The following is a 26615-nucleotide window of genomic DNA, read 5'->3' as shown; positions in this document are numbered from 1 at the left end:
GGGTTCACTCGACGAGAGGTGGCAGGCTGTCACCGGCGCGTGACCGCCGCCGTGAAGCCGGTGGGCCATGCGCCGCTGCCGACGGGCCGGCCCCTGGGAGCCGCTCAGCGGTCGTCCTAGGCCCGCCGAACGCCCGTACCCCGCCGTATTCCCGGTGTCCGGCACCTCCCGCCGGGGGCCGGTCCCGCAGTACCGTGGGAGCCGTACGAGACGAGGAGGCACGCGCATGAGTCCTCTGCCCCGCGACACCGCTTCCGCAGCCGCAGCCGGCGCCGTCTACGCCAGCCCGTACCGGCTCGAGGACCACGAGGGTCCGCAGACGCTCGCCGAGCTGCGCGCCGCGCTCGCGGACATCGATCCCGCCGAGCTGACCGCCTTCGACGCGCGCCTGGAGGCCGCCCGGTTCGGGTCCGGGCACCGTGCGGTCATCACGCAGGCCCGGCAGCTCGTGGCGATCCGGACCCGCCCGGAGGTGCGGGAGGCGATACGCGCCTCGCTGGCCGGCGAGACGGAACTGATCACCGTGGAGGACCTGTTCGCCGAACTCGACAAGGGCGGCCTCGCCTCGTGACCCACTGGATGGTCGAGATCCCCCGCCGGCTCTACAACGAGATCGCCCATCTCTCCCCCGGCGGCCGTCGCGCCCTCCACGACGCCCTGGCCGCGCTCGCCGAGGACCCCCGCCCGCCCGAGTCCCGGCCCCAACCGGTGCGGGGCGCGGAGTTGCGCCGCGTCGCCACCCTGCCGGCCGGCGACAACGGTCTCACCATCACGCTCCTCTACCGCGTCCACGACCCCGTCGGCGACGAGCCGGGCCGCGTCGAGATCATCTTCCTCGTCGCCGGGCCGTAGCCGTATCCGTAGCCGTAGCCAAGCTCGATCCCGGACTTCGGCTGATCAGAACTTGCCCATGTGCTGCGCCGTACGGTGGCCGAGGCGGGCCGTGAGGTCCACGACGAAGGCGTCGGACAGCGGGGGCCAGCCCCAGAACTCGAAGCAGACCGTGCCCAGGACGTAGGGGTCGCCCCACTCCCAGTCGGTGATCGGCGAGGGCGTGGCACAGGCAGGGCAGGTGGCCTCGCCCGTACCGGTGGTCTCCCAGGCTTCGACGGCGGAGCGGAAGGGGGCCCAGGCCGGCTCGTCGGCCTCGATGGAGTTCGGGTAGTCGATGAAGGTGGTGCGGGTGGCGCAGCGCGGGCAGACGGCGTATTCGGCGTCGTCCTCGCCCTGGCCGCCGACGAAGTGGTGGCGGCCGGTGATGACGGCGAGCGCGCCCGGGGGCCTGCCGAGGTCCGCCTGTATGGCGCGGGTCCACTGGGGGCCGGGGGCGTAGCCTTCGTCCGCGTACCGGCTGTACATGCCTGTGCTGTCCGGTGCGCGGGTGATGACACCCTCGGCGACGAGCCAGTCGACGACCCGGTCCGCAAGCGGCCCGGCTTCCTCCGCCGTCGCGTCGATGTCGACGATCCGCTCGAAGTAGTCCCCCACGCTTCCCGCTCCCTCCCGTCCACGGCCGCGGTCCGGCCTCGTACCCACACTCTGGCATCCGGCACTGACAACCCCTCCGGCGGCCGCCCGGTCAGTCCACCGGCCAGGTGTGCGCGGGGGCGTTGAGGTGCATGTACTCGATGTACTGACGGGTCATCCGGCGCAGCGCCTCGGGGCGGGGCAGGTGGGTGACGTCGTGGAGGTGGTGGAAGGTCTCGGACTGCCACACGGCACCGTTGCGGGCGCTGACGCAGCGCTGCTCGACGACCCCGAGGAGGGGTTCGCGCCACTCGGTGCCGAGGCCGAGGCGTTCCAGGCCGCGGTGGGCGAGCGGGAGCAGGCGGCGCAGGACGAGTTCGGTGACGGGGATCTGGCCCATGCCGGGCCAGAAGAGTTCGGCGTCGATGCCGCGGCGGGCGGCGGTGTGGAGGTTGTCCTCGGCGGCGGAGAAGGACATCCGGGTCCAGACGGGGCGGTCCTCGTCGACGAGGGCGCGGAGGAGCCCGTAGTAGAAGGCGCCGTTGGACATGACGTCGGCGACGGTGGGGCCGGCGGGCAGGACGCGGTTCTCGACGCGGAGGTGCGGGACGCCGTCGACGACGGCGTAGACGGGCCGGTTCCAGCGGTAGACGGTGCCGTTGTGGAGGGTGAGTTCGGCGAGGTGGGGGATCTCGCCGCGGTCGAGGGTGGCTTCGGGGTCCTCGTCGTCGACGAGCGGCAGCAGGGCCGGGAAGTAGCGGGTGTTCTCCTCGAAGAGGTCGAAGACGCTGGTGATCCAGCGTTCGCCGAACCAGACGCGGGGGCGCACGCCCTGGATCCTGATCTCGTCGGGGCGGGTGTCGGTGGCCTGCTCGAAGAGGGGGATACGGGTCTCGCTCCACAGTTCCCGGCCGAAGAGGAAGGGGGAGTTGGCGGCGAGGGCGATCTGGACGCCGGCGATGGCCTGGGCGGCGTTCCAGTGGTCGGCGAACTCCTCGGGGGCGACCTGAAGGTGGAACTGGGTGCTGGTGCAGGCGGCCTCGGGGGTGATGGTGTCGGCGTAGGTGCGGAGCCGTTCGACACCGTCGATCTCGATGAGGAGGTCCTCGCCGCGTGCGGCGAAGACCTGCTCGTTGAGGAGGTGGTAGCGGGGGTTCTCGGAGAGGGCGTGGTGGTCGACGTCGGCGCGGTCCAGGGTGGGGAGGGTGCCGATCATGACGAGGTGGGCGCCGACCGCGGAGGCGCGCTCCTCCGCGTGGTCGAGGGCCGCGCGGATCTCGCTCTCCCAGGCGTCGGGGCCACCGCCCTCGGCGAGGCGCCGGGGCGCGAGGTTGATCTCCAGGTTGAAGCGGCCGAGCTCGCTGGACCAGGCGGGGTCCGCGATGGCTTCGAGGGCCTCGCTGCTCCGCATGGCGGGGCGGGCGGTGTCGTCGACGAGGTTGAGTTCGATCTCCAGACCGACCTGCGGCCGCTCGACGTCGAAGCGTGACTCGCGCAGCAGACGGGCGAGCACGTCGAGGCAGGTGTGCGTGCGGTCACGGAACCGGCGGCGGTCGTCACGGGTGAACGTCTGCGCCGGGACGTCTCGGCCCATCGGGTCCTCCCGCGTGTCGTCGGGGTGCGGAACCCTCTTCTTCCTCCTCTCAGCGTGCCACTGGGTGGCGTACGGCTGCCAGCGCGGGCCCGCGGGCTGGAAGAATGGCGCCGACCACGCAAGATCCCGGAGCGCCGGGAGTTCCCGGGACACCAGGGACCGGGGCACCGGGCACCGGGCACCGGGAAACGAAACAAGGGGGAACGCGCATGATCCTGCTCGTCCTGAGCGGTGTGCTCGTGCTGGCCGCCGTGGGCTGCGGCTGTGTCGTCTGGGCGGCGCGCGGCGGTCCGCGCTGGGTGCGGGGCGTGGCGGCCGTGACGCTCGCGGCCGGTGAGCTCGTCCGTGGTGCGCAGCGGTCGAGCCGCAAGGGCCGCTCGTCGGAGCAGCAGTTCCTCGGGAACGGCGGGGGCGACGGTGGTGGCAGCGACTGAGGGTGCGCCTGCGGCGGGCCGCGGCCACCGCTTCCTCGGTATCCCCGAGCTGACCGGCCACCCGCCCCGTGTCGCCGTCGTCGTCGACGTCCTGCGCGCCTTCACCGTGGCCGCGTGGGCCTTCGCGCGCGGCCCGGAACGGATCGTCCTGGCAGCCTCGGAGGACGAGGCCCTCGCCCTCAGGCCGCCCACCCGGGCTGGCTGGCCCTGAAGGACGGGGCGCCGGCCGAGGGTTTCGACGCCGTGAACTCGCCCGGCCTGATCCGCGCCGCCGAGCCGGCGGGTCGTGCGGTCGTGCGGTCGTGCAGACGACGACGGCGGGGACCGTGGGCGCGCTGGCCGTCGCCGACGCCGAACTCGTGCTCTGCGCGGGCTTCGTGGTGGCGGGTGCGACGGCCGCGTTCCTGCGGAACAGGAGCGTCGACGGGCCGGTGACGTTTGTCGTCACCGGCGAGGGTGGGCGCGCCGCGGAGGACCTGGCCTGTGCGAGTACATCGCGCGGCTGCTCGACGCAGGCGACGCCCGGGCAGACGTGGCTCCGTACGTACGGCGGGCGCGGGACTCACGCGCGGCGGCCGATCTGGCCGAGGGGCTGCGCCGGGGCTATCGCGGCGTACACCCGGACGATTTCGCGCTCTGCCTGGAGGCGGACCGGTTCGGGTTCGCGTTGGTGGCGCGCCGCGAGGGCGCACTGACAGTGCTGCGGCCGGTCGACGTGCCCGGGCGACCCTGACGCGCGGGCGCCGGAGGCCGCCCCGTGTCCCTGGGCTTCCGTCACCGCGGCCGGCGTCGGCTGGCCAGGGGTGGCCGAGTCGCTCGGCGTCCGCCGAGCCTCCCCGCACCGGCGACGGCTGCGGGTTCCGTGGCCATGGGTCGATGGGGCGCGGCGGGGCCGGGCCGCGGCCGCCTGTCATGCGGGCATCCGGCGCATGTCCGCCGGCCCTGGCGCCTCCCGGGCCCCCTGCCCGCCGCCCTTACGTCACCGTCTCGATTCCACCCGCACCGGCCGCCGCAGCAGATAGCCCGCCGCCAGGACGATCAGCACCAGCATGCAGGCGATGAAGACCAGGCCGGCGCCTTCGAGGCCGAGGGGGTCGGCGAGGAGCCCGACGCCGATGACCGGGACGGAGATGCCCGCGTAGGCGACGACGAAGAGGGTGGAGATGACGGCCGCGCGGCGGTCCGCCGGGGCGGCCTGGGCGACGGCGGACATCGCGGCACGGAAGGCGAGGCCCTGGCCGGTGCCGCCGACCAGGGCGGACAGGACGACGAGGGCGAGGGTGTCGGTGTAGAGGGCACCGGCCAGGAGGAGCAGGCCGGCGAAGAGGACGGCGCAGCCGACCGGCAGGGAGCGGGCGACGCCGACGCGACTGACGGCGAGCTGTCCGGCGGTGGAGGCGAAGAAGGCGAGGGCGACGACGAGACCGCTGACGGCGTGGTTGTCCACGTGGAGGTAGCGGGCGAGGAAGGCCGGGCTCACCGAGGTGAACACACCGAAGAGCGCGAAGCCGACGAAGGCGGCGACGGCGGACGGCACGAACACCGCCCGGACCTGCGGGGGCAGGGCGGGCCGCTGGGGACGCACGGCGGACAGCGGGCGCCGTTCGGTGACGGTCTCGGGCAGGCGGAGCAGGACCAGCACGGAGACGGCCACCAGGACGAGGTGGACGACGAAGGGCAGCGTGAGGGGGTCGGGGGCGTATTCGGCGAGGAGGCCCGAGAGGAGGGGGCCGCAGCCGAGGCCGCCCATATTGGCGGCGGTGGCGACGAAGGTGGCGCGGGAGGCGCCGCCGGGCGGGGCGAGTTCCAGGACGTAGGCGGTGGCGGCGCCGGTGAAGAGACCGGCCGACAGACCGGAGAACAGGCGGCCCGCGTAGAGCCAGGGAAGCCCGTCGGCGGCCAGGAAGCAGCCGGCACTGGCGGCGGCGCAGCCGAGACCCCAGAGCAGGGCGGGGCGCCGTCCGACGGTGTCGGAGGCGTTGCCGGCGAGCAGCAGGACACCGATGACGCCGAACGCGTACACGGCGTAGACGACGGTCACGGTGAGCTCGGAGAAACCGAACTCCTGCTGGTAGAGCGGGTAGAGCGGGGTCGGCAGGGTGGTGCCGGCCATGCAGACGACGAACACCGCTCCGGCGAGCAGGCACGGCAGCCAGCCCCGCCGTGCCGACAGGTCCGCACCGCCGTCTTCACGCATGGCGCCGACCGTAACCCGGGTGCTCCGCCGGGCCCTGCGGGACGCACCGTGGCGGCCCCCGCCTTTCCCCCTCCCCGCGCTCCGGGGGAAGGCCCGTGCCGTGGCCTAGGACGCGACCCGCACCGGCCCCGCCGGGCGGTCGTCGTAGTAGTCGTCGTCGCCGCTGGTGACCGTGCCGTTGGTGATCTGGCTCGCGAGGCCGAGGATCAGGAACACCCAGACCAGGACCTTGGCGGGGGTGCCGAGGACCAGTGGGCGGGTGGCCGAGACGGGCTGCTGGGCGGCGGGCGCGGGCTCGTCGCCGAAGACGCCCTTGGGGTACACGGGGGTCAGCATCATCGCGTACGCGCTGAACCGCATGCGGTAGCGGACGACTGCCGCCGTCGCGGCGAACACGGGCTCGGGCAGTCGGCCCAGGACGACGGTGATGATCCAGAACACCCAGCCGATGGCGAACCAGCCGGACTGGGCGAGGCCGCTGACGATGGCCGCCGGGATCATCAGGATGATGCGGAAGAGCACGGCGAGCCGGTTGAGCGGGGTCTGGCGCAGTTCGATTCGTACGGGGTAGTCGGGGACGTCGAAGGCGAACGGCGGGTAGCGGTCGACGAGCAGCGTCGAACTGGCCGTCACCCGGGTCTGGTAGGCGAGGACGTCGCCGAGGAAGGAGTGGATCGGATCGGGCAGCCGGCCGAGGACGAGGGCGGCGAACCAGCCGACGATCGTCACGAAGAACGCGGCGATGGACAGCACGATGACCACCACGAACTGCGGGATGAGCAGCAGCCAGCGCAGGAACACCGTCCAGCGGCGCTGCCGCCCCGGCGCGGGCACGTCGAGTGGCGGGCGGAACTCGCCCTCGTCGGTGTCCGCCGTGGGACGGGGTTCCCAACCTGCGCTCATGGCCGCCGCCTCCGTGTCCCTGGGTGCCGGGTCTGGGTTGCCGGATCCCCTCGATCCTGGCGCGGCGGCACGGGCCGCGCACGGCCACGGGGGCCACGTGGGGCAACGGCGGCGCTGCGGCGGGGGCCGGGCACCATATCAGCGCAGAGGCCGCGTCAGCCGCGTTTTCGACTACTCTCCACATCTGTGCGCATGCGTACGGTAGTCATGGGGCCAGGGAGGGAACACCTTGGTCTTCAGTCTGAGTCGTCGCCGCAAATCCGCCCCCGCTGCCCCCGCCGTGCCCCCCACGTCCACGTGTCCGTATCCGCACGAGGCGGTCCGTCAGCCACCGCCCGCGCCCGCGCCCGCGCCGCTCGCGCAGGAGGCGGAACGGTTCATCCGCCAGTTCCACGAGGAGCAGCCGCACGCCGGTGACGCGGAGTCGCGCGTACGCGAGGTACTGGCCGAGATCGAGCGGACCGGGACCTACGTCCACTCCCCGGCCGAGCTGGCCTTCGGCGCGAAGGTCGCCTGGCGGAACGCGGCGCGCTGTATCGGGCGCCTGTACTGGCGGAGCCTGGTGGTGCGCGATCTGCGGGAGGTGACGGCCCCCGACGAGATCGCCGAGGAGTGCTTCGAGCATCTGCGGCTCGCCGCGAACGGGGGCCGGATCCGCCCGGTGATCTCCGTGTTCGCGCCGGACCGGCCGGGGCGGCCCGCGCCGCGGATCGTCAACGACCAGCTGGTGCGCTACGCGGGGCACCGCCCGTCCGGCGGGTCCTGGGTCGGCGACCCGCGCGGCGCCGCGCTCACGGACGAGGCGCGGGCGCTGGGCTGGAAGCGGGACGAGGAGAGGTTCCAGGTGCTGCCGCTGATGGTGCGGGAGCGGCCCGGCTCGCGGCCCGAGTGGTTCGAGCTGCCGGACGGCACGGTGACGGAGGTGCCGCTGCGCCATCCGGACCACCCGTTCTTCGCCGAGCTCGCACTGCGCTGGTACACGGTGCCGGCGATCAGCGACATGGTCCTGGAGATCGGCGGGATCCGGTATCCGGCGGCACCGTTCAACGGCTGGTACATGGGCACGGAGATAGGCGCCCGGAACCTGGCGGACGGCGAGCGGTACGACCTGCTGCGCCGGGTGGCCGACGGTCTGGGCCTCGACCGGTCGAGCGAGCGCACGCTGTGGCGGGACCGGGCGCTGGTCGAGCTGAACGTGGCGGTGCTGCACTCCTTCGAAGAGGCGGGCGTGACGATGGCGGACCACCACACCGAGTCCGCGCGGTTCCTGCGGCACATCGCGCAGGAGAGCCGGCACGGCCGGCCGACCCCGGCCGACTGGAGCTGGATCGTTCCTCCTGTCTCCGGCTCGGCCACCCCGGTCTTCCACCGCTACTACGACCCGGTGGACCCGTCGCTGCGCCCGGCCTTCCTCCCCCGGGCTGATCACCCGCACACCGCCTAGGCTCGGTGACATGACCGTGGCTCTCTTCGCCGGAATCGCCGTCAGCGACTACGCGGCGGCGCTCGCCTGGTACGAGCGCCTGCTCGGTGCGCCGCCCACGTTCCTGCCGAACGACATCGAGGCGGTGTGGGAGCTGGCGGAGCACCGCTCGCTCTACATCGAGCACCGTCCCGGGCACGCCGGGCACGCGATGCACACCCTGTTCGTCGACGACTTCGACACGGTGATCGACGACATCGCCGCCCGTGGGCTGCGCCCGGTGCAGCGCGAGACGTACGGGAACGGGGTGCGCAAGGCCACGTTCCGTGACCCGGACGGGAACGAGATCGGGTTCGGCGGAGCTCCGGCGGAGGAGCACGCGGAGTGACGCGGAGAACGACGCGGGGAGTGACGCGGGGAGTGCCATCGGGCCGGGGCCCGGCGCGGGTGTGCGCCGGGCCCCGGCCTTCGTCGGCTCAGCCCGCCGGGGCGTAGCCCGCCGGGGCGTAGCCCGCCGGGCGGGTGGTGAAGCCGGCCCGGCCCTGGGTACGGCTGCGCAGATGGGTCGCGTAGCCGAAGAGGGCGGCGAGCGGGACGGTCGCGGTGAGGACCGCCGTGTCCGCGTGGGTGGTGGAGTCGGTGATCCGGCCGCGCCGGGCGGTCAGGTCGCCGAGCACCGTGCCGACGGCGCTGTCGGGTGCGGTGACGGTGACCTCGACGACCGGTTCGAGCAGGGTCGTGCCGCCCGTGCGCAGGGCCTCGCGGAGCGCGAGCCGTCCGGCGGTGCGGAAGGCGAGCTCGGAGGAGTCCTTCACATGGGTGGCCCCGTCGGTGAGGGTGACCCGGACGCCGGTGACCGGATGGCCGCCGAGCGGGCCGTCGGCCAGGGCGTCCCGGCAGCCGGCCTCGACCGCGCGGACGAACTCCTGCGGGACCCGGCCGCCCGTCACCGCGGACCGGAACACCAGGTCCTGGCCGGAGGTGTCCTCACCCTCGTCCGCCTCGCCCAGCGGGGCGACGTCGAGGACCACGACGGCGAACTGGCCCGCCCCGCCGTCCTGTTTGACGTGCCGGTAGGTGAGGCCGGTGACGGTTCCGGCCGGGGTCTCCCGGTACGCGACCTTGGGACGGCCCACGGTGACGTCGAGGCCGTGGGCGCGGCGGAGCTTCTCCACCGCGACCTCCAGGTGGAGTTCACCCAGACCGGACAGCACGGTCTGGCCGGACTCCGGGTCGGTCCGCACGGCGAGCGAGGGGTCCTCCTCGGCGAGCCGGGCGAGGGCGACCGCGAGTCGTTCGGTGTCGCGGCTCTGCCGGGCCTCGACGGCGACGGACACCACCGGGTCTGCGGAGACCGGCGGTTCGAGGCGGACGGCGGGCGCGTCGGTGGCGCACAGGGTGGCACCGGTGCGTGCCGCCTTGGGCCCGACGACGGCGACGATGTCGCCGGCCGCGGCCTGGTCGGTCTCGGTGGTGCGGTCGGCCTGGACCCGGAGAATGCGGGCGATGCGTTCGGTGCGGCCGGTGGTGCTGTCGAGCACGGTGTCCCCCTTTCGCAGGGTGCCCGCGTAGACGCGGAGGTAGGTCATGCGGCCGATGGGTGTGGTGGTGACCTTGAAGACGAGGCCGGTGAGCGGCGCCGTGGGGTCGGCGGGCTGCTCGCCCCGTACCGGCGGGAGGTCGGCGGGGGCGGGCAGATAGGCGACGACGGCGTCGAGCAGCGGTTCGACTCCTCGGTTGCGGTAGGCGGAGCCGCACAGCACCACCACGGCCTCGCCGGTGAGGGTGAGGTCGCGCAGTGCGGCGGTCAGGGTGTCCGGGCTCAGGGTGCCGTGGGCGCAGTACTCCTCCAGGGCTCCGGGGTGCAGCTCGGCGACGGTCTCGGCGAGCCGGTGTCGTCGCCGTACCGCTTCCTCGGCCAGCGCCTCGGGTACGGGTCCGGTCTCGTACGTGTCGGAACCGGCCCGCCACTGGTGGGCGCGCAGGTGCACGAGGTCGACGACGCCGGTGAAGGCGTCCTCGCGGCCGATGGGCAGTTGGACGGGGAGCGGTACGGTGCCGAGCCGGTCGCGGATGGAGGCGACGGCGGTGTCGAGGTCGGCGCCGGCCCGGTCGAGCTTGTTGACGAAGGCGAGGCGCGGGACGCCGTGCCGGTCGGCCTGGCGCCACACGGACTCGCTCTGCGGCTCGACTCCGGCGACTGCGTCGAAGACGGCGACGGCGCCGTCGAGGACGCGCAGCGCGCGTTCGACCTCGTCGGCGAAGTCGACGTGCCCGGGGGTGTCGATCAGGTTGAGGCGGTGATCGGCCCAGTCGCAGCTGACGGCCGCGGCGAAGATGGTGATGCCGCGGTCGCGTTCCTGCGGGTCGAAGTCCGTGACGGTGGTGCCGTCGTGGACCTCGCCGCGCTTGTGGGTGGCGCCGGTGAGGTAGAGGAACCGCTCGGTGAGGGTGGTCTTGCCGGCGTCGACGTGGGCCAGGATGCCGAGGTTGCGGATGCGGGTACGCATGGTGACGTGTCCTTCGCGTGCGATGCGGTGGAGATGCAGTGCAGCGCGATTCCCGTGACGGGTGGGGCGTGCGGGAGCACGGGGACAGGGGCGGTGACAGCCGGGGGCTGCGGGCGGGCCTGTTCGGTTCGTCGCGGGTCAGCGGTGGCGGCCGCGCAGCCGGCACCGGGGCGACGAAGAGGCCAGGATCACGTCGTACCGGGCACGGGAGACGACCTGGGCACGGACGGTGGCGGTGGTGATGGCCGTGGCGCGCATGGGTGTCTCCCTTCGTTTCGTGACCGAGGGGGTGTCCGCCGGTACGCGGTGGAGTCTAGGCAGCCGAAGTCCGGCCGCGACAGCGGTTTTTCGCGGCGGCGGGAGCGGGGTCCGAGTCGGAAGGGGGGCTCAGTTCTTGGGGGCGCGGCGCTGGAGGCGGGCCCGGCTGACCCAGTAGGTGATGATCGCGCCCCAGAACAGCGGGAAGGCCAGCGAGCCGAACGCGGAGACCCGCCACAGCACCAGCGTGAGCGCCGAGTGGAGGGCCATCAGGGCCACCGCCACGGCCATGGCGACGACCGGTTTGCAGCCGCGCGAGACGAGGAGCAGCGGTCGGCGCAGCCGGGGCGGGACCCGGCGGGTCAGCCAGAGGAACCAGCCGCCCCAGCCGCCGATCATCACGGTGGCGGCGAGCAGCACGCCGATGATCGCGTCGCTCCCCTCGGCACCGGAGCGCAGGTGTACGGAGGCCATGGAGGCGGCGACGAATCCGGCGAGGGCCACCCAGCGGGAGCCGGCGACCGTGCCCCAGGCCATGGTCTCCAGGTTGTAGCGGGCCTGCCGGTCGTCGAGATCGAGGGCGGCGGACTGGACGAAGCCCTCGGCGGCCTTCGTCCAGGAGCCGGGCCGCCACCAGCGGCGGCGCAGATGGAGCAGCGAGAGGTTGTTGTGCGCCTCGCTGCTCTCGGGGTCGAGCCGCAGGGCGGTCTCGTAGGCCCGCTCGGCGACCTCGTGGTTACCGAGGCGCTGCGCGGTGAGGCCGACGAGGAAGTGGGCGTCGCTCTCCTCGGGGGCGAGGGAGACGGCGGTGCGTGCGGCCTCGTACGCGGCCCGCTTGCGTTCGAGGTGCACGGAGCGGTCGAGGACCGTGCCGAGGGTGTAGTGGGTGGCCCAGAGGTGCGGCGCGAGGGCCACGGCACGCCGGGCGGACTCCTCCGCCTGCTCGTACCGCCGGGTGGAGAGCAGGACGTGCGTGCGCATCAGCCAGCCGCCGACGGAGTCGGGTTCGGCGCGCAGGGCCCGTTCGGCGAGGTCGAGCGCCTCGGCCTCGTCGCCGAGCCGGTGCCGGCAGCGGGCGAGCAGCACGAGCGCGGTCGCGTCGTCGGGGTGCGCGGCGAGGTGGCGGGCGGCGGCCTCGGCGGCCTGCTCGTAGCGCCCGAGGTCGTAGAGCGCGTCGGCCTGGCGCAGGTCCCGGCCCGTCGGGTCGGTGGCCGTCACAGCTTGCGCTTCTTCTTCAGGTGGGCGAGCAGGTCGTCGTACATGCCGCCGTCGTTGGCGAACATGGCCACGTTGCGGGCGGAGGCGAACCAGGACTCGCTGGACGGCTTGATCTGCTTGGCCGCCTGGAGCAGGTCCCTGGTGCTGATCATGCGGATGGTGCCGGTACGGGCGGAGTCCAGGAGCGCGGCCTCGGCGGCGGACTCGCAGACGTGGGCGAGGTCGGCGCCGGAGAAGTCCTCGGTCGCCTTGGCGATCCTGCCGAGGTCGACGGACTCGATGGGCCGTTCGCGCAGGTGGTAGCGGAGGATCGCCTCGCGGGCCGGGGCGTCGGGCGGCAGGACGAGCAGGGTGCGGTCGAGGCGGCCGGGCCGGCGGAGGGCGAGGTCCACGTCCCAGGGGACGTTGGTGGCGGCGAGCACGAACACGCCCTCGTTGCGGTCGCCGTCGACGCCGTCGAGCTCGGTGAGGAGCTGGTTGACGACATTGCGCAGTCCGCTGTGGTGCATCCGGGAGCGCTTGGCGCCCAGCGCGTCGAGCTCGTCGAGGAAGACGACGCAGGGGGCCTGGCGGCGGGCGGTCTCGAAGATGTCGTGGACGTTGCGCTCCGAGGTCCCGATGTACATGTCGAGGATGTCCGCGAGCGACACCGACAGGAAGGACGCGCCGAGTTCGCCCGCGACGGCCCGCGCGATGAACGTCTTGCCGCAGCCGGGCGGGCCGTAGAGGAGCAGTCCGCCGCGCAGCGACTTGCCGTAGAGGCGGCGGAGTTCGGGATTGCGCATAGGCGCCAGGAAGGCGGCCTCCAGGCGCTCCTTGACCTCCCGCATGCCGCCGACGTCGGCGAGGCGTACGGCTCCGGGCGCGTCGACGTCCCAGGCGTCGGCGTCGCCGGGGTCGCCGAAGCCCGTGGAGGTCAGCGGTGCCTCCAGGCCCGCGACGCCGTCCCCGGCGCCGTCGCCGCCGTCGGTGAAGCGGGGGCCGACGAGGTCCGCGACCTCCTGCTCGGCGGCGGCCCAGTCGAAGGCGGGCGGATCGGCCGGGACGTCGGCGGGCGTGGCGTCGGCGGGCATGGCGTCGGCGGGCGTGGCGGCCGGAGTGGAAGGCGTCGGCGGGGGCGGCGGGGTCTGGGCCGGGAGGCCCATCGCACGGGCCATCAGGTCCCGTGCGGCCGGGTCGCCGGGGGCGTGCTGGAGGGCGGCGGCCGCCTGGCCGACGGCCTCGTCGTGGTGTCCCTCCGCGAGGAGCAGTTCGGCGAAGTGCAGCCGCAGCGGAACGTCTGCGGGGGCGGCGGCCACGGCGGCGCGGAGGCTGCGGAGCAGCGGGGACTCGTCGGACATGGGCCCAGCCTAGAAAGCGGCGATGGCCGTCCGTGCACCGGGTGTCAGTCCGTGCACCGGGTGTCAGTCCGTGCACCGGGTGTCAGGAGGAGGTGCCGTCCGCGCGGCCGGCGCGGGCGTCGAGCACGGTCCGCAGCAGGCCGGCGACGAGCGTCGCACCGCCGACGACCATCAGCACCACGCCGACCTTGGTGAGGGTGAACACGGGGATCTCGACACCGGCCGTGAACAGCTTGAGGCACAGGCCGACAAGGAAGGTGACGCCTCCTTCGAGGAGGTTCTTGGTTCCGCGGTGCATCGTGACGGCCTCTCGTGGGCGGGGGTGGCGGTGTCCTCAGCGTAGGCGGCGGGCGGCCCCGGTCTCCTCGCCCTCGTGGACGAGACCGGCCTCCGTCGAACGACGGAGGCCGGGTGGCGCGAGAGGCCGTACGCGGGGCTCAGGAGCGGCCGCGGGCGCGGCGGTTCCCGCCCCCGCCGCCCTGGCCGCCCTGGCCGCCGCGTCCTCCTTGGCCACCGCCGCCGCCACCGCGTCCGCCGCCGCCACCGCCGCCGCGGGAGCGCCTGCGGTGCGGGGAGGGCACGGGGGCCCCGGGACCGCCGGCGGCCTCCGGGGACGAGAACATCATCGGCACGGCGGGCGGGACCGGGGCCCCGGGCGCGGCGGGCGCGGGCGGAGCCGCAGGTGCGGAACCCGCGGTGGCCGCCGTCGCGGCGGCGGCGGCGCGGGCGGCGAGCGAGTCCCGGCCGGTGGAGGCGCCGCCGGCGCCGGCGAGGACGGACGCGTGGGAGATCAGCGGGGCGCAGGCCTGGCAGATCTCGGCGAGGGTCCAGACCTCGGCGATCACCGGGTTGTGGATGAGGACGAGGAGTGTCCGGCCCGTGCAGGTGGTGCGGGCGGTGTGGTGCCGGCAGTCGCTCGCCCCGCAGGCACAGGCGGCGTTCGGGCGGACGGTGGCCAGGCGGGCGTGGGCGCGGACGTGCTCGGCGGCGAAGGTCCGCAGGGACGCGAGGTCCCTGGACCGCGCCGGCATGCGGCAGCCCGGCGTGGTGCAGGTGACCGTCGCCGAGTGGTCGGGGTGACCGGTGAGGCGGATCGTCCAGGTCCGGCCTGGCACACGTGATCCAGGGAGCATGCTCAACGCGCGCGTTTCCGTTCAGGTGAGAGGGGTGTTGGCCATGGTTTTACCCCGTGCGCGCCGCAGGTTCACATCCGGACCCCCTCAGACCGCGCGTGGCGGCCGGATCCGGCCCCCGGACGGGCGCATTTCCACCGCCCGGGCGGTGTGCGGTGGCGGGCCGGGGGCCGGACACGGAGCATGGGAGACAGCTCGTGGAGATCGACGAGTGGCGGGAGTGTCCGCATGAGCGAGAACGAGGCCCAGAACGTGGCCTGGGGCGACGAGGTGTACCAGCCCGACGGCAGCGAGGTCCAGGACGACGCGGGGCTGCTCGACGCCTCGGACACGCTGGACGGGCCTCTCGACAGTCCTCTCGACGAGGGGTACGCGCCGCCGGACCGTCCGTGGGCCGTGGAGCACACCGGGGTCACGGCGGCCGAGCGGCTGCGCGGCGAGTCCCTGGAACAGCGGCTGGCCGAGGAGGTGCCGGACGACGCGGGGAACCCCGACTGGGACGGCGTCGGGGACACCGTGGACACCGACGGCGAGCCCCTGGACGGCGAGGTCGGCACCAGCCGCTCGGGCCGTCTGGTCGCCCTGGACGACGGGCGCGCCCTCTCACCCCTGGAGGGATACGCCCGGGACGTCGGCATCGACGGCGGCGCGGCCTCCGCCGAGGAGGCCGCGATGCACCTGGTCGAGGAGGAGTGACACCAGGCCCCGGGGTGACACCGGGCCTCGCGCCGGCCGGCTCGTAGGGAATGCCGACGCGCACACGGCACGTGCGACGGCACTCGGTGCCGGGCGCTGAGCGGGCCCCGCGCGGGCCCCGTGCGGGCCCTGATGCCGGTCCCCGGCGAACCCGTACTCCTGACCCCGTCGCTCCACTTCAAACGTGAAGCGGGGTAGGTTCTCACGGAAGTCTGAGGGCCGCGTCAAGACTCCGGAAGCCGTTATCCAGTCGTGACAAACGGGCAGTTCGTCCCGGAATCTCCCGATTTACCTGGCATGAAATGCCAGACTTCCCCGGCGGTATCCGCCTGCGCAACTATCGCACTTCGCCTGGTGCCCGCAAGACCGCCGCACCAGGACGTTCGCCCCACCGCTCGGTAGCTTCGGCCCACATGACCGCAGCACACATGACCTCTCCGAAGGCCGCCGTCGACATCGGACCCGCCCGCCCGGCGGACGGCGCGGACCTCTGGCGGATCGCCCGCGGGGCGGCGGGTCTGGACCTCAACTCGCCCTACAGCTACCTGCTGTGGTGCCGCGACTTCGCGGCCACGTCGGCGGTCGCCCGTGACGCATCGCAACGGCCTGTGGGCTTCGTGACCGGCTATCTGCGGCCCGAGGCGCCGGGGACGCTCTTCGTCTGGCAGGTCGCCGTGGACGATTCGCATCGCGGAACCGGGGTAGCCGGAGCACTGCTCGACGCCCTGGCCGGGCGACCGACGGCCGAGGGGCGCGGGCCGAGCCGGCTGGAGGCCACGGTCACTCCGGGGAACGTGGCCTCGGACCGGCTGTTCCGATCGTTCGCACGCCGCCACGGGGCGGCCCTGACCCGGGAGGTCCTGTTCCCCGCCGACGCCTTCCCGGACGCCGGCGACCCTGCCGCCCCCGTCACCCCGCACGACCCGGCCGCCCCGACCGCCCCGGGCCATGAGCCCGAGCTGCTGTACCGCATCGGCCCGCTGGCGCACTGACCCCGCGCCCGCACCGGCCCGACCACCCCCCGAAACACCGAGATACGGGAGAACCGTGACCCTCACCGACATCGCCCCGTCCGTCTTCGAGACCGTCGAATCCGAGGTGCGCAGCTACTGCCGCGCCTGGCCGGTGGTCTTCGAGCAGGCCCGCGGGAGCCGGCTGTACGACGAGCACGGGCGGCCCTACCTCGACTTCTTCGCCGGCGCCGGCTCGCTCAACTACGGGCACAACAACCCGGTGCTCAAGCGGGCGCTGCTCGACTACCTGGCCGGTGACGGCGTCACCCACGGCCTCGACATGTCGACGACCGCCAAACGCGACTTCCTGGAGACCTTCCGCTCGGTGGTCCTGGAGCCCCGTGCGCTGCCGTACAAGGTGATGTTCCCCGGCCCGACCGGCACCAACGCCGTGGAGGCGGCGCTGAAGCTGGCCCGCAAGGTCACCGGCCGGGAGACGGTCGTCTCCTTCACCAACGCCTTCCACGGCATGTCGCTCGGCTCGCTCGCCGCGACCGGCAACGCCGCCAAGCGAGCCGGCGCGGGCGTCCCGCTCCCCCACGTGACGCGGATGCCGTACGACCGCTACCTGGACGGCCGGATGCCGGACTTCCTGTGGTTCGAGCGGCTGCTCACCGACCCCGGCTCCGGCCTCGACCGCCCGGCGGCCGTCATCGTGGAGACGGTGCAGGGCGAGGGCGGCATCAACGTCGCCCGGGCCGAGTGGCTGCGCGGCCTCGCGGAGCTGTGCCGGCGGCACGACATGCTGCTGATCGTCGACGACGTGCAGATGGGCTGCGGCCGGACCGGCGACTTCTTCTCCTTCGAGGAGGCCGGCATCACCCCCGACATCGTCACGCTCTCCAAGTCCATCAGCGGCTACGGCCTGCCGATGGCGCTGTGCCTCTTCCGGCCCGAGCTGGACCAGTGGCAGCCGGGCGAGCACAACGGCACCTTCCGCGGCAACAACCCCGCCTTCGTCACCGCCACCGCCGCGCTCGACGCCTACTGGCGCGACGACGCGCTCCGGGACCGCACCCTGGCCCGGGCCACGCGCGTCGAGAGCGCGCTCGGCGACCTGGTCGGTGAGGACGGGCGCTCGGCTGTGGCGGTCCGCGGCCGCGGGCTCGTCTGGGGCCTGGAGTTCGCCGACGGGAAGCAGGCCGCGGCCGTGTGCGGCCGGGCCTTCGAGCTCGGGCTGCTCCTGGAGACCTCCGGCCCGTACGACGAGGTGGTCAAGCTGCTGCCGCCGCTCACCGCGACGGACGAGGAGCTCGACGAGGGGCTCCGCATCCTGGCCCGCTCCGTACGGCACACCGCCTGACCGGCACGCCGCCAGACCGGCACGCCGCCGACCGCCTCGCCGTCAGAGCGCCTGACCGCCTGACCGCCTGACCGGCGACGCCTCTCCCGTACCAGCCACCGCATCCGTATCGCCCGCCCCACCCCGTACCACCGAAAGGCCCACCGCATGATCGTCCGCAGCTTCGCCGAGATCGAGAACACCGAACGCCATGTCCGCGCCGCCTCCGGCACCTGGGAGAGCAAGCGGATCGTGCTCGCCCGCGAGCGGGTCGGCTTCTCCCTGCACGAGACCGTGCTCTACGCCGGGACCGAGACGTCGATGTGGTACGCCAACCACGTCGAGGCCGTCGTGTGCACCGCCGGCGAGGCCGAGCTCACCGACCACGAGACCGGCCGGTCCCACACCATCGTGCCCGGAACGATGTACCTGCTCGACGGGCACGAGCGGCACACCCTCAAGGTCAAGCAGGACTTCCGCTGTCTGTGCGTCTTCAACCCGCCGGTCACCGGCCGCGAGGACCACGACGAGAACGGCGTCTACCCGCTCCTCACCGAGCCCGAGGCGGACCCGGACCCGGTCTGATCCCCCCTCCCCCGCCCGCACCCCCGTACGAGAAAGGATGGCGCCACCCGTCATGACCTCCGCACCCACCCGTCCCGTCGACCTCTACCCCACCCGCGGCACCGAGGAGCAGCTGATCGGCCGCAAGGACCCCGTGGTGTGGTCCGAACCCGGCACGCCCGGCCCGTTCTGGGCCCGTGAACTGGAGGAGTTCGAGCGCGACGGCTTCGTCACGGTCGACGAGCTGGTCACCCCGGACGAGCTCGTCGAGCTGCGGGCCGAGCTGGACCGGCTGGTCGGCGATCCGGCCGTGCGCGCGGACGAGCGCGCCGTCGTCGAGCCCCGCTCGCAGGAGATCCGCTCGGTGTTCGAGGTGCACCGGATCAGCGAGGTCTTCGCCCGGCTCGCCGCCGACCCGCGGATCGTCGGGCGGGCCCGGCAGATCCTGGGCTCCGAGGTGTACGTCCACCAGTCGCGCGTCAACGTCAAGCCCGGCTTCGGCGCCAGCGGCTTCTACTGGCACTCGGACTTCGAGACCTGGCACGCCGAGGACGGGCTGCCGCAGATGCGGACCGTGTCGGTGTCGATCGCGCTCACCGCGAACCACACCACCAACGGCAGCCTGATGATCATGCCCGGCTCTCACCGCACCTTCCTCGGGTGCGCCGGCGAGACGCCGAAGGACAACTACAAGAAGTCGCTGCGGATGCAGGACGCGGGCACGCCGTCCCACGAGGCGCTGACGACCTTCGCCGAGGCGTGCGGGATCCGCCACTTCACGGGTGCGCCGGGCTCGGCGACCTGGTTCGACTGCAACGCGATGCACGGCTCGGGCGACAACATCACGCCGTACCCGCGCAGCAACGTCTTCCTGGTGTTCAACAGCGTGGAGAACGCGCCCGAGTTGCCGTTCGCGGCGCCGGTCCGCCGCCCCTCCTTCATCGCCTCGCGCGACATCACCCCGCTCGGCTGACCGCTGACCGTCCCCCGCCCTCGCACACTCCCCCGTCGCCCTACCGGAAGGACCGCCATGTCCCGACCCGCACCCCTCGACCGGCGGGGATTCCTCGCCCTGGCGCCCGCGATTGGGGTGGCCGGCCTCCTCGCCGGGTGCAGCCGCACCGAGGTGGGCACGGGCGCGCCGAAGGCGGACGCGGAGCTGCTGACGAGGCTGCGCGACCAGGGCTTCGTCCGGGTCGGTTTCGCCGGTGAGGCGCCGTACGGCTTCCAGGACGGCGACCGGCTCGCCGGCGAGGCGCCGACGCTGCACCGGGAGGTGTTCACGGCGCTCGGGGTACGGGAACTGCGGCCCACGCTCACCGAGTTCGGCTCGCTCATCCCGGGGCTCCTGGCCGGCCGGTTCGACGTGGTGAGCGCCGGGATGTCGATCACGCCCGAGCGCTGCGCCAAGGTGATCTTCTCCGAGCCCGAGTTCGTCTCCCCCACCGCGCTGATGGTGCGCAAGGGCAATCCGAAGCGGCTCGGCGACCTCGCGTCCGTGGCGCGGGCCGGCGCGACCGTGGGCGTCCTGTCGGCCGCGGTGGAGGCCTCGTACGCCAAGGCGGCGGGGGTGCCGGACGGTGCGGTGAAGACGCTGGCCAAGCAGCAGGACGGACTGGACGCGCTGCTCGCCGGCCGGATCGACGCCTTCGCGCTCACCGGTATCTCGCTGCGCTGGCTGGCACGGACGAACGCGGGCGCGGCGGTGGAGGTGACGGCCCCGTTCGTGCCCGAGGTGAACGGGGTGAAGCAGTGGAGTGCGGGCGGGGCGGTGTTCCGGCCGGGCGCCACGGGCCTGCGGGACGCCTTCAACCGGGAACTGGCCCGGATCACCGGTGACCCCGCCCGCTATGTCGGCTTGATCGGGAGCTACGGGTTCACCGAGCGGGAGGCGCCGCCGCGCACCCTGCGCACGGCGGATCTGTGCGCGGGCCGGGGCGCGGCGTGAGCGGGTTCCTGGCGGAGGACTCGTTCCTGGCCGAGGGCTCGTTCCGGGCCGAGCTGGGGAAGGCGCTGCCGCGGCTCGGCGAGGGGCTGCTCGTCACGGTCGAGGCGACCGTGCTCGGCGCGGCCCTTGCGCTGGTCCTGGCGTACGCGCTGGGACTGCTGTCGCGCTCGCGGCGGCGGCTCGTACGGGGCGCGGCGCGCACGGTGGTCGAGTTCTTCCGTGGCACGTCGCTGTACGTGCAGCTGTTCTGGCTGTTCTTCGCGCTGCCGATGCTCGGTTTCCGGCTCGAACCGCTGGCCTGCGGTGTGCTGGCGCTCGGCCTCAACTACGGCGCCTACGGGGCCGAGGTGGTGCGCGGCGCGATCGCGGCGGTGCCGCGCGCCCAGGTGGAGGCGTCCGTCGCCCTGGGCATGAGCCCGGGACAGCGGCTGCGCCGGGTGGTGCTGCCGCAGGCGCATCCGCTGATGGTGGCGCCGTTCAAGAACCTCCTCGTGCAGCTGCTGAAGGCGACGCCGCTGCTCTCGCTGGTGACGGTGCCCGATCTGACCTTCGAGATCGACCAGTTGCGGTCGGCGACCGGGGACACGGCGGCGGCGTATCTGCTGCTGCTCGTGGTGTACGGGGTGCTGGCGGGGGTGCTGAGTCTGCTGATGAACGCCCTTGAGCGGGCCGCCCGGGCGCGGCTGGGTGCGGGGAGCGGGACATGATCACGGGGAGTGGGACATGATCTGGGACGGACCGGCGGCCGTGGACGCGCTGCCCGTGGTCCTGAAGGGCTTCGGGATCACGCTGCTCTCGACCGTCCTCGCCTTCGCGGTGGCGGCGGTGCTCGGTCTGGTGCTCGCCCTCGTCGGGCGCACCGCGCCCCGGTGGCTGGCGGCGCCGGTGAACGCGGCCGCCGCCTTCGTACGGTCGACACCGCTCCTGGTGCAGCTGTTCGCGGCGTGGGTGCTGATCCCGGCGCTCGATGCGCTGGCGCTCGGTGTGCTCGTCCTGGGCGTGCACTACGCCGCGTACCTCTCCGAGGTGTACCGCACGGGCATCGACTCCGTGCCGAAGGGGCAGTGGGAGGCGTGCACGGCGCTCTCCCTGCCCCGCCGGCGGGTGTGGCGGGCGGTGGTGCTGCCGCAGGCGGTGCGCAACGTGCTGCCGCCGCTGGGGAACTACGCGGTCGCCATGTTCAAGGAGACTCCGCTGCTCTCGGTGATCACGGTGCACGAGATGGTGCACGAGGCGAACACCTTCGGCTCCACCCACTTCGCCTATCTGGAGAGCTTCACGCTGGCCGCCGCGGTGTTCCTGCTGGCGAGCTGGCCGACGTCCATGCTCGTACGACGACTGGAGGCACGCCTTGCAGAAGGAGCATGACCGCGACCGGCATCCGGCCGAGGCGGTGCGCTTCGACCGGGTCACCAAGCGGTTCGGGGACCACACGGTGCTCGACGGGCTGGATCTGACGGTCGGGCGGGGCGAGCGAGTCACCCTGATCGGGCCGAGCGGCTCGGGCAAGACCACGATCCTGCGGCTGCTGATGACGCTGGAGCGGGTGACGGAGGGCGTCATCCACGTGGCCGGCGAGCCGTTCTCCCACATGCCAAGGCCGGGATCGGGGCCGGGATCGGGGCCGGGGTCCGGGCCGGGGTCCGGCGCCGGCGGGCTCGTACCGGCGAGCGAGCGGTATCTCGCCGACCGGCGGCGCGGCATCGGCATGGTGTTCCAGCACTTCAACCTGTTCCCGCACATGAGCGTCCTGGAGAACGTCGTCGAGGCGCCGGTGCACGTGCTCAAGGAGGACCGGGAGGAGGCCGCGGTGCGGGCCCGGGCGCTGCTCGGCATGGTCGGCCTCGCCGACAAGGTCGACGCCCGGCCGACGCGCCTGTCCGGCGGGCAGCAGCAGCGCGTGGCGATCGCCCGCGCGCTCGCGATGCGCCCGGAGATCCTGCTCCTGGACGAGGTGACCTCGGCGCTCGACCCGGAGCTGGTGGCGGAGGTCCTGGACGTGCTGCGGGACATCGCGCGGGACACCGACATCACGCTGCTGTGCGTGACCCACGAGATGGGCTTCGCCCGGGACGTCTCCGACCGGATCCTGATGTTCGACCAGGGCCGGGTCGTGGAGTCGGGGCGGGCCGACGAGCTGCTCGACGCGCCCGGGCACGAGCGGACGCGGGCGTTCCTCAGCGCGGTCCGCTGAGGATCGCCGCGCCCGGCCGACCCGGTCAGTTCGCTTCGGCGGGGGCCTCGGCGAGCAGTCCTTCGCGCAGCCGCGCGAGGGAGCGGGCGAGCAGCCGGGAGACGTGCATCTGGGAGACGCCGAGCCGGGCGCCGATCTCCGACTGGGTCATCTCCTCCACGAACCGCAGGTGGAGCAGGAGCCGGTCCCGCTCGTCGAGGAGTCCGACGAGCGGGGCGAGGGTGTGGAAGTCCTCGAAGAGTTCGAGCGCCGGGTCCTCCTCGCCGATGAAGTCGGCGAGCGAGGCGTCCGTGTCGTCCTCGTCGCCGCCGCCTCCGCAGGCGGCGTCGAGGGAGGCGCTGTGGTAGCCGTTCGCGGCGATCTGCGCCTCGACGACCTCGTCCTCGGAGAGGTCCATCCGCTCGGCGAGTTCGGCGACCCGCGGGGTGCGGCCGAGCCGGGAGCTGAGCTCGTCGTGGGCCCTGGCGAGTTCCACCCGGGCCTCCTGGAGGCGGCGCGGGACGTGCACGGCCCAGGTGGTGTCCCGGAAGAAACGCTTGATCTCGCCGACGATGTACGGCACGGCGAAGGTCGCGAACTCCACCTGCCGGGTCAGGTCGAAGCGGTCGATGGCCTTGATGAGTCCGATGACCCCGACCTGGACGATGTCCTCCGTCTCGTCGCCCCGGGCACGGAAGCGCTGCGCCGCGTACCGGACGAGGGAGGTGTTCATCTCGATCAGGGTGTTGCGGACGTACTGATGGTCCTCGGTCCCCTCCTCGCGCACCGCCAGTTCGCGGAGGAAGACCTTCGTCAGGGCGCGTGCGTCCTCGGGCGCGATCTCGCGCGGTGCCTCGAACACGGGCAGGTCGCGGTACGTGCCGGCCGTCGTCGTCGCCTTGACCCTCTCGGTCCGCACGGGGACAACCTCCTGTCTCTCGCGGATCGTTCGTCTGTGCCGCTTCGCCTACCCCCGCTGCGCGGGGGCACGCGTGGCGAGTCCGGGCGCGACGAGGACGGCGGTGACGCGCTTGCCGTGCGGCTCGGGCTCGGTCACGACGTACCGGCAGAGCGCGGCCACGATCTCCATGCCGTGGCCGCCGACCCGCTCGGGGTCGGGTGGCCGGAGCACCGGTCCGGCGGTGGAGCCGTCGCACACCGATATCGCCAGCGTGCCGTCGCGCAGCACGAGTTCGAGGCGGAGCGGGCCGGGGGCGTGCTTGACGGCGTTGGTGACCAGTTCGCTGACGACGAGCAGTGCCGTGTCGGTGTCCACACCGGGGGCGGTGCCGGCACTCCCGTGGAGGAAGCGGGCGGTGGCGTCCCGGGCCACGGTGACCGTGCCGACGCCTCCGGCGTACCACCACCCGGCCTCGGCGGTGTGCTCGGTCATGGCCCTTCCCGCTCCTCTCTGTGCTCTTCTCCCGTCCGTGGATGCGTCGCTCCTGCCCCGGCTTTCCGATCCCACACCTCACGCCCCGTCGGGCGGAGGGGCGCACGGGGCGCGGAGGACTCGAACACGTGCCTCCCGTCCGCCTGCCCGAAAGGATGAACGCCGGGCGTCGGCGGCGTTTCGCGGACGGGCCGCCGTCACCCTGCTGCCGTGCGCATGGAACACGAGATCACCGTGCCCGCGCAGCGGGCTCCGGAACCGGCTGCCGGTGCCGGTGCCGGTGCCGGTGCCGGTGCCGGTGGGAGTGAGCCCGGATGGCGAGTTCACGACACGGAGTGAGGGCCTCCGCATTCCTGGGGTCCCCTCGGGCACCACACACACGAGCCCGCGGCCGGGCCACGGCCGCCGACACGAGGAGCCAACATGCCGAGCCGACAGCCGGCCGAAGAGCCGGTCTCCATCACGGATGTCACGACGGACTTCACGACGGACTTCACGACGGTCTTCACCGCCGACTTCTCCGCGCCGGACCAGTGGGTGGCGGGCCGGTCGTGGGCGTATCCCGACGGCGGGCCGGTCAACCCCGGCGACAACAAGCTCGACTACCTGGTCGAGGACCCGACGTACAGCCGGTCGGGGTTCTTCCGGGCCACCCGCCGCCGGGACGGGCTGTGGGACGCGGGCCTGCTGACCACCGAGGGCAGCCGCGAGGGCTTCCAGGTGCGGACGGGCGACGTCCTGGAGGCCCAGGTGCGGCTGCCGGAGGAGATGGGCGCCTGGCCGGCGATCTGGACCTGGCGGGACGGCGGCCAGGAGGTCGACGTCTTCGAGTACCACCCGGACAACCCGGATCTCCTCGAACTGTCCAACCATGTCCGCGGCACCCATCTCTACCACCGCTCACCGGCGGTGCGGCCGGGCGGATCGATCCGGCTGCGCACCGAGTTCGGCGCCCGGTCGGTGGTGTGGTGGGTCGACGACCAGAAGGTCTTCGCGGACCGACGGGGTGTCGGACGGTCCTGGCACGCCTACCTGATCGTCAATCTGTCGGTGTGCGCGGGCCGCTACCACCCGGCGCCCGACCCGGACGTGGACGAGATGTCCTGCGAGGTGCGCGGTCTGCGGGTGTTCCGGCCGAGCGCCGGCGGCCCTCACCACCAGTAGGCCGGATACCTCGGCGCGCCGCGGCGGAGCCGGGAGACCGCGAACTCCATGAGCACGAGCACGATCGACGCGCCGCACAGCAGCGGCACCAAGCGGGCCGGCGCGGGCGACTGCAGGACGACCACGACGGCGGTCGCGCAGGCGGGCGCGTGCGGCGTGCGGGCGAGGAGGGTGAGGGCCAGCGTCACTCCGACGGCGATCGCGGCGGCCCAGGCGGTGGCACCGGCCAGGGCCAGGATCGCGTAGCCCGCCCCGGCGGCGAGCAGATGGCTCACGACGACGCTGCGCGGCTGGGAGAGCGGCAGCGTGGGCGCGCCGTGCACGAGCGCGGCACTCGCGGCGAGCGGCGGTATCAGCACCGGCTCGTGGATGACCCCACCGATCGCGACGAGCCCGAGCAGGACGAGGGTCACGGCGCCGATGCTGTGGAACGCCGCCGCCGGCGCCGGCCGGGCCGGGGCCCTGACGACGATCCGGGGCTCGGTGGCGCGGTCCGGGGTGGTTCCGGTCTCGGGTGCTGCGGTGTCGGTGCTCATGGTGACGTCAGGTGGTTCCACCCGAGCCCGGACGGGCGGACACCGCCTCGATCACCTGGGGATTCTGGTCTGCCAAAAGGACGTCGAGCGGTGCCTCCGGGAGACGAGGGTGCCGGGCGGCCTCCGCGCGTACGAAGGCCTCGGGATCGGCGGCGAGCCGCCGGAGGCCGACGATCGGCTGCCGGGTGTGGAACTTCTCGCCGAGCTCCCGGACCGATTCCGGCTGCCGGCCGGCCGACGGCCTGTGGGAGGGTGAGGACGTGACCTCGACCGAGACGAATGACGAGCGCCGAGCCAGGGACAGGGACGCGGACGCGGACATGGCCGCGGACGGCGGCCGGGTGGCGCTGGGCTGCATGGGGCTGGGCGGCGACTGGGACAGCGACGCGTACGCCCCAGCCGACGTGGACGCGGCCGAGGCCGTGGTCCGGGCGGCCCTGGAGAGCGGGATCACCGCCTTCGACCACGCCGACATCTACGGCCGCGGCAAGGCGGAGGCGGTCTTCGGCGAGGTGCTCGCGCGTACGCCGGGGCTGCGCGAGCGGATCACCCTCCAGTCGAAGTGCGGCATCCGGCTCGCGGACGGCGACCGGCCCGGCCTGTACGACCTGCGCGGGCCGAGCATCGTCCGCCGGGTCGAGGAGAGCCTGACCCGGCTGCGCACCGACGCCCTCGACGTCCTCCTCCTGCACCGGCCCGACCCGCTCGCCGACCCCGCCGAGATCGCCGCCGCGCTGGAGTCCCTGCACCGGCAGGGACTGGTGCGCCGGTTCGGTGTCTCCAACATGAACGCGGCGCAGATCGCCCGGATCCAGGACGCCCTGGACGGTCTCGGCTCGGGGCTGCGGCTGGTGGCGAACCAGCTCGAGATGAGCCTGCGGCGGCGGGACTGGTTGGAGGACGGTGTGCTCGTGAACACGCCCGCCTCGGCCGGCGTCGGCTTCCCGGCGGGAACGGTCGAGCACTGTCTGCGCCGCGGGATCGCGCTGCAGGCGTGGGGGCCGCTGGCGCAGGGACGTTTCACGGGACGTCAGGAGACGCCGGAGGAGCAGGCCACCGCCGCGCTCGTCGCCGGACTCGCCGCCGCCAAGGGCACCACCCCGGAGACGATCGTGCTGTGGTGGCTGCGGCGCCACCCGGCCCGGATCGTCCCGGTGATCGGCACGACCAGCCCGGACCGGATCCGCGCCTGCCGCGACGCCGCCGTCGCCGAGCCCAGCCTGGACCACGAGGAGTGGTACCGGCTGTGGATCACGGCCCGCGGCGCCGCGCTGCCGTAGGGCCCGCAGGCCAGGCCTGTTCCCCCGGGCCGCTGACGACGCACGACGTCCACGACGTCCACGACGATCGCCACCGAGGAGTCCGACCC

At 73.5% G+C, this 26615-nt stretch carries 28 protein-coding genes and 1 pseudogene; 17 read left to right on the top strand and 12 right to left on the bottom strand.

Annotated features, from left to right (window positions below):
* The first annotated feature begins 226 nt into the window (after window positions 1-226).
* Both AB0M18_RS20795 and AB0M18_RS20790 read left to right on the top strand, forming a co-directional pair.
* Complete coding sequence (locus tag AB0M18_RS20795; RefSeq protein ID WP_365760041.1) at window positions 227-571, top strand: hypothetical protein; 345 nt, start codon at window positions 227-229, stop codon at window positions 569-571.
* Window positions 568-852 carry a hypothetical protein gene (locus AB0M18_RS20790; protein WP_365760039.1) on the top strand — a complete coding sequence of 95 codons (285 nt, stop codon included), beginning with the start codon at window positions 568-570 and terminating at the stop codon, window positions 850-852. The genes AB0M18_RS20795 and AB0M18_RS20790 overlap by 4 nt, the downstream gene beginning before the upstream one ends.
* A 45-nt stretch (window positions 853-897) precedes the next feature.
* Here the strand turns inward: AB0M18_RS20790 and AB0M18_RS20785 are convergent, their stop codons facing one another.
* Together AB0M18_RS20785 and AB0M18_RS20780 are read right to left on the bottom strand one after the other, a co-directional pair.
* On the bottom strand, window positions 898-1488 hold the full coding sequence (locus AB0M18_RS20785; RefSeq protein ID WP_365760037.1) for a hypothetical protein: 591 nt from the start codon (window positions 1486-1488) through the stop codon (window positions 898-900).
* 91 nt (window positions 1489-1579) lie between these two features.
* On the bottom strand, window positions 1580-3061 hold the full coding sequence (locus tag AB0M18_RS20780) for a glutamate-cysteine ligase family protein (RefSeq protein ID WP_365760035.1): 1482 nt from the start codon (window positions 3059-3061) through the stop codon (window positions 1580-1582).
* A gap of 209 nt (window positions 3062-3270) precedes the next feature.
* Here AB0M18_RS20780 and AB0M18_RS20775 point away from each other — a divergent pair, with 209 nt between their 5' ends.
* Both AB0M18_RS20775 and AB0M18_RS20770 read left to right on the top strand, forming a co-directional pair.
* Entirely contained in the window at window positions 3271-3495 is a 225-nt protein-coding gene (locus AB0M18_RS20775) for a hypothetical protein (RefSeq protein WP_365760033.1), read from the top strand.
* A 40-nt stretch (window positions 3496-3535) separates the two neighbouring features.
* Window positions 3536-4228, top strand: a pseudogene (locus AB0M18_RS20770) (2-phosphosulfolactate phosphatase).
* 246 nt (window positions 4229-4474) lie between these two features.
* Here the strand turns inward: AB0M18_RS20770 and AB0M18_RS20765 are convergent.
* Window positions 4475-5692 (bottom strand): MFS transporter, encoded by a 1218-nt coding sequence (locus AB0M18_RS20765; protein ID WP_365760031.1) that lies wholly within the window; start codon window positions 5690-5692, stop codon window positions 4475-4477.
* Between the two features lie 105 nt (window positions 5693-5797).
* Window positions 5798-6595, bottom strand: coding sequence for a DUF4389 domain-containing protein (locus tag AB0M18_RS20760; protein ID WP_365760029.1), 798 nt, complete (start codon window positions 6593-6595; stop codon window positions 5798-5800).
* Window positions 6596-6875: 280 nt separating this feature from the next.
* Between AB0M18_RS20760 and AB0M18_RS20755 the strand changes: the two genes are divergently transcribed.
* Together AB0M18_RS20755 and AB0M18_RS20750 are read left to right on the top strand one after the other, a co-directional pair.
* Window positions 6876-8039, top strand: a complete 1164-nt coding sequence (locus AB0M18_RS20755; protein ID WP_365760027.1) for a nitric oxide synthase oxygenase — start codon at window positions 6876-6878, stop codon at window positions 8037-8039.
* 10 nt (window positions 8040-8049) lie between these two features.
* On the top strand, window positions 8050-8406 hold the full coding sequence (locus AB0M18_RS20750) for a VOC family protein (RefSeq protein ID WP_365760025.1): 357 nt from the start codon (window positions 8050-8052) through the stop codon (window positions 8404-8406).
* An 88-nt stretch (window positions 8407-8494) separates the two neighbouring features.
* On the opposite strand, the gene fusA is transcribed toward AB0M18_RS20750, so the two are convergent.
* The 5 genes from fusA to AB0M18_RS20725 all read right to left on the bottom strand — a co-directional run bounded on the left by fusA (window position 8495) and on the right by AB0M18_RS20725 (window position 14459).
* A complete protein-coding gene (fusA, locus tag AB0M18_RS20745; protein WP_365760023.1) occupies window positions 8495-10528 on the bottom strand; it encodes an elongation factor G in 2034 nt (677 codons plus the stop codon).
* Window positions 10529-10915: 387 nt separating this feature from the next.
* Window positions 10916-12004: a tetratricopeptide repeat protein gene (locus AB0M18_RS20740; RefSeq protein WP_365760021.1), complete on the bottom strand. Its 1089-nt coding sequence runs from the start codon at window positions 12002-12004 to the stop codon at window positions 10916-10918.
* Window positions 12001-13344 (bottom strand): ATP-binding protein, encoded by a 1344-nt coding sequence (locus AB0M18_RS20735; protein ID WP_365760019.1) that lies wholly within the window; start codon window positions 13342-13344, stop codon window positions 12001-12003. Before AB0M18_RS20735 ends, AB0M18_RS20740 begins: the two co-directional genes overlap by 4 nt.
* An 82-nt stretch (window positions 13345-13426) precedes the next feature.
* Window positions 13427-13642 (bottom strand): DUF5708 family protein, encoded by a 216-nt coding sequence (locus tag AB0M18_RS20730; RefSeq protein WP_365760017.1) that lies wholly within the window; start codon window positions 13640-13642, stop codon window positions 13427-13429.
* Between the two features lie 139 nt (window positions 13643-13781).
* Window positions 13782-14459: a hypothetical protein gene (locus AB0M18_RS20725; RefSeq protein ID WP_365760015.1), complete on the bottom strand. Its 678-nt coding sequence runs from the start codon at window positions 14457-14459 to the stop codon at window positions 13782-13784.
* Between the two features lie 246 nt (window positions 14460-14705).
* On the opposite strand from AB0M18_RS20725, the gene AB0M18_RS20720 reads away from it, so the two are divergent.
* From AB0M18_RS20720 to ehuA, 9 genes are all read left to right on the top strand, one after another.
* Window positions 14706-15173 carry a DUF5709 domain-containing protein gene (locus AB0M18_RS20720; protein WP_365760013.1) on the top strand — a complete coding sequence of 156 codons (468 nt, stop codon included), beginning with the start codon at window positions 14706-14708 and terminating at the stop codon, window positions 15171-15173.
* A gap of 413 nt (window positions 15174-15586) precedes the next feature.
* A complete protein-coding gene (gene ectA / locus AB0M18_RS20715; protein ID WP_365760011.1) occupies window positions 15587-16165 on the top strand; it encodes a diaminobutyrate acetyltransferase in 579 nt (192 codons plus the stop codon).
* 55 nt (window positions 16166-16220) lie between these two features.
* Complete coding sequence (gene ectB / locus AB0M18_RS20710) at window positions 16221-17489, top strand: diaminobutyrate--2-oxoglutarate transaminase (protein ID WP_365760009.1); 1269 nt, start codon at window positions 16221-16223, stop codon at window positions 17487-17489.
* A 147-nt stretch (window positions 17490-17636) separates the two neighbouring features.
* On the top strand, window positions 17637-18053 hold the full coding sequence (locus AB0M18_RS20705) for an ectoine synthase (RefSeq protein WP_365760007.1): 417 nt from the start codon (window positions 17637-17639) through the stop codon (window positions 18051-18053).
* Window positions 18054-18105: 52 nt separating this feature from the next.
* Window positions 18106-19005 (top strand): ectoine hydroxylase, encoded by a 900-nt coding sequence (thpD, locus tag AB0M18_RS20700; RefSeq protein WP_365760005.1) that lies wholly within the window; start codon window positions 18106-18108, stop codon window positions 19003-19005.
* Window positions 19006-19062: 57 nt separating this feature from the next.
* Entirely contained in the window at window positions 19063-19980 is a 918-nt protein-coding gene (ehuB, locus tag AB0M18_RS20695; protein WP_365760003.1) for an ectoine/hydroxyectoine ABC transporter substrate-binding protein EhuB, read from the top strand.
* Between the two features lie 53 nt (window positions 19981-20033).
* Window positions 20034-20687, top strand: a complete 654-nt coding sequence (gene ehuC / locus AB0M18_RS20690) for an ectoine/hydroxyectoine ABC transporter permease subunit EhuC (protein WP_365760192.1) — start codon at window positions 20034-20036, stop codon at window positions 20685-20687.
* A 16-nt stretch (window positions 20688-20703) separates the two neighbouring features.
* A complete protein-coding gene (gene ehuD, locus AB0M18_RS20685; RefSeq protein WP_365760001.1) occupies window positions 20704-21348 on the top strand; it encodes an ectoine/hydroxyectoine ABC transporter permease subunit EhuD in 645 nt (214 codons plus the stop codon).
* Window positions 21332-22174, top strand: coding sequence for an ectoine/hydroxyectoine ABC transporter ATP-binding protein EhuA (ehuA, locus tag AB0M18_RS20680; RefSeq protein WP_365759999.1), 843 nt, complete (start codon window positions 21332-21334; stop codon window positions 22172-22174). Before ehuD ends, ehuA begins: the two co-directional genes overlap by 17 nt.
* A gap of 25 nt (window positions 22175-22199) precedes the next feature.
* Here the strand turns inward: ehuA and AB0M18_RS20675 are convergent, their stop codons facing one another.
* On the bottom strand, window positions 22200-23021 hold the full coding sequence (locus AB0M18_RS20675) for a SigB/SigF/SigG family RNA polymerase sigma factor (protein WP_365760190.1): 822 nt from the start codon (window positions 23019-23021) through the stop codon (window positions 22200-22202).
* Window positions 23022-23120: 99 nt separating this feature from the next.
* The gene (locus AB0M18_RS20670; protein ID WP_365759997.1) at window positions 23121-23546 is read right to left on the bottom strand and encodes an ATP-binding protein; all 426 of its coding nucleotides are present in this window, start codon (window positions 23544-23546) and stop codon (window positions 23121-23123) included.
* 423 nt (window positions 23547-23969) lie between these two features.
* On the opposite strand from AB0M18_RS20670, the gene AB0M18_RS20665 reads away from it, so the two are divergent.
* Window positions 23970-24710: a beta-glucanase gene (locus AB0M18_RS20665; RefSeq protein WP_365759995.1), complete on the top strand. Its 741-nt coding sequence runs from the start codon at window positions 23970-23972 to the stop codon at window positions 24708-24710.
* Here AB0M18_RS20665 and AB0M18_RS20660 read toward each other — a convergent pair.
* Window positions 24698-25246, bottom strand: a complete 549-nt coding sequence (locus AB0M18_RS20660) for an HPP family protein (RefSeq protein ID WP_365759993.1) — start codon at window positions 25244-25246, stop codon at window positions 24698-24700. The genes AB0M18_RS20665 and AB0M18_RS20660 overlap by 13 nt on opposite strands.
* Before the next feature lie 260 nt (window positions 25247-25506).
* Here AB0M18_RS20660 and AB0M18_RS20655 point away from each other — a divergent pair, with 260 nt between their 5' ends.
* The gene (locus tag AB0M18_RS20655) at window positions 25507-26526 is read left to right on the top strand and encodes an aldo/keto reductase (protein WP_365759991.1); all 1020 of its coding nucleotides are present in this window, start codon (window positions 25507-25509) and stop codon (window positions 26524-26526) included.
* Window positions 26527-26615 lie beyond the last annotated feature (89 nt).

It is taken from the genome of Streptomyces sp. NPDC051909, from assembly GCF_040681095.1.
Lineage (GTDB): Bacteria > Actinomycetota > Actinomycetes > Streptomycetales > Streptomycetaceae > Streptomyces.
The sequence above is the reverse complement of the archived record's forward strand: the minus strand, read 5'-3'. Positions and strand labels throughout refer to the sequence as shown.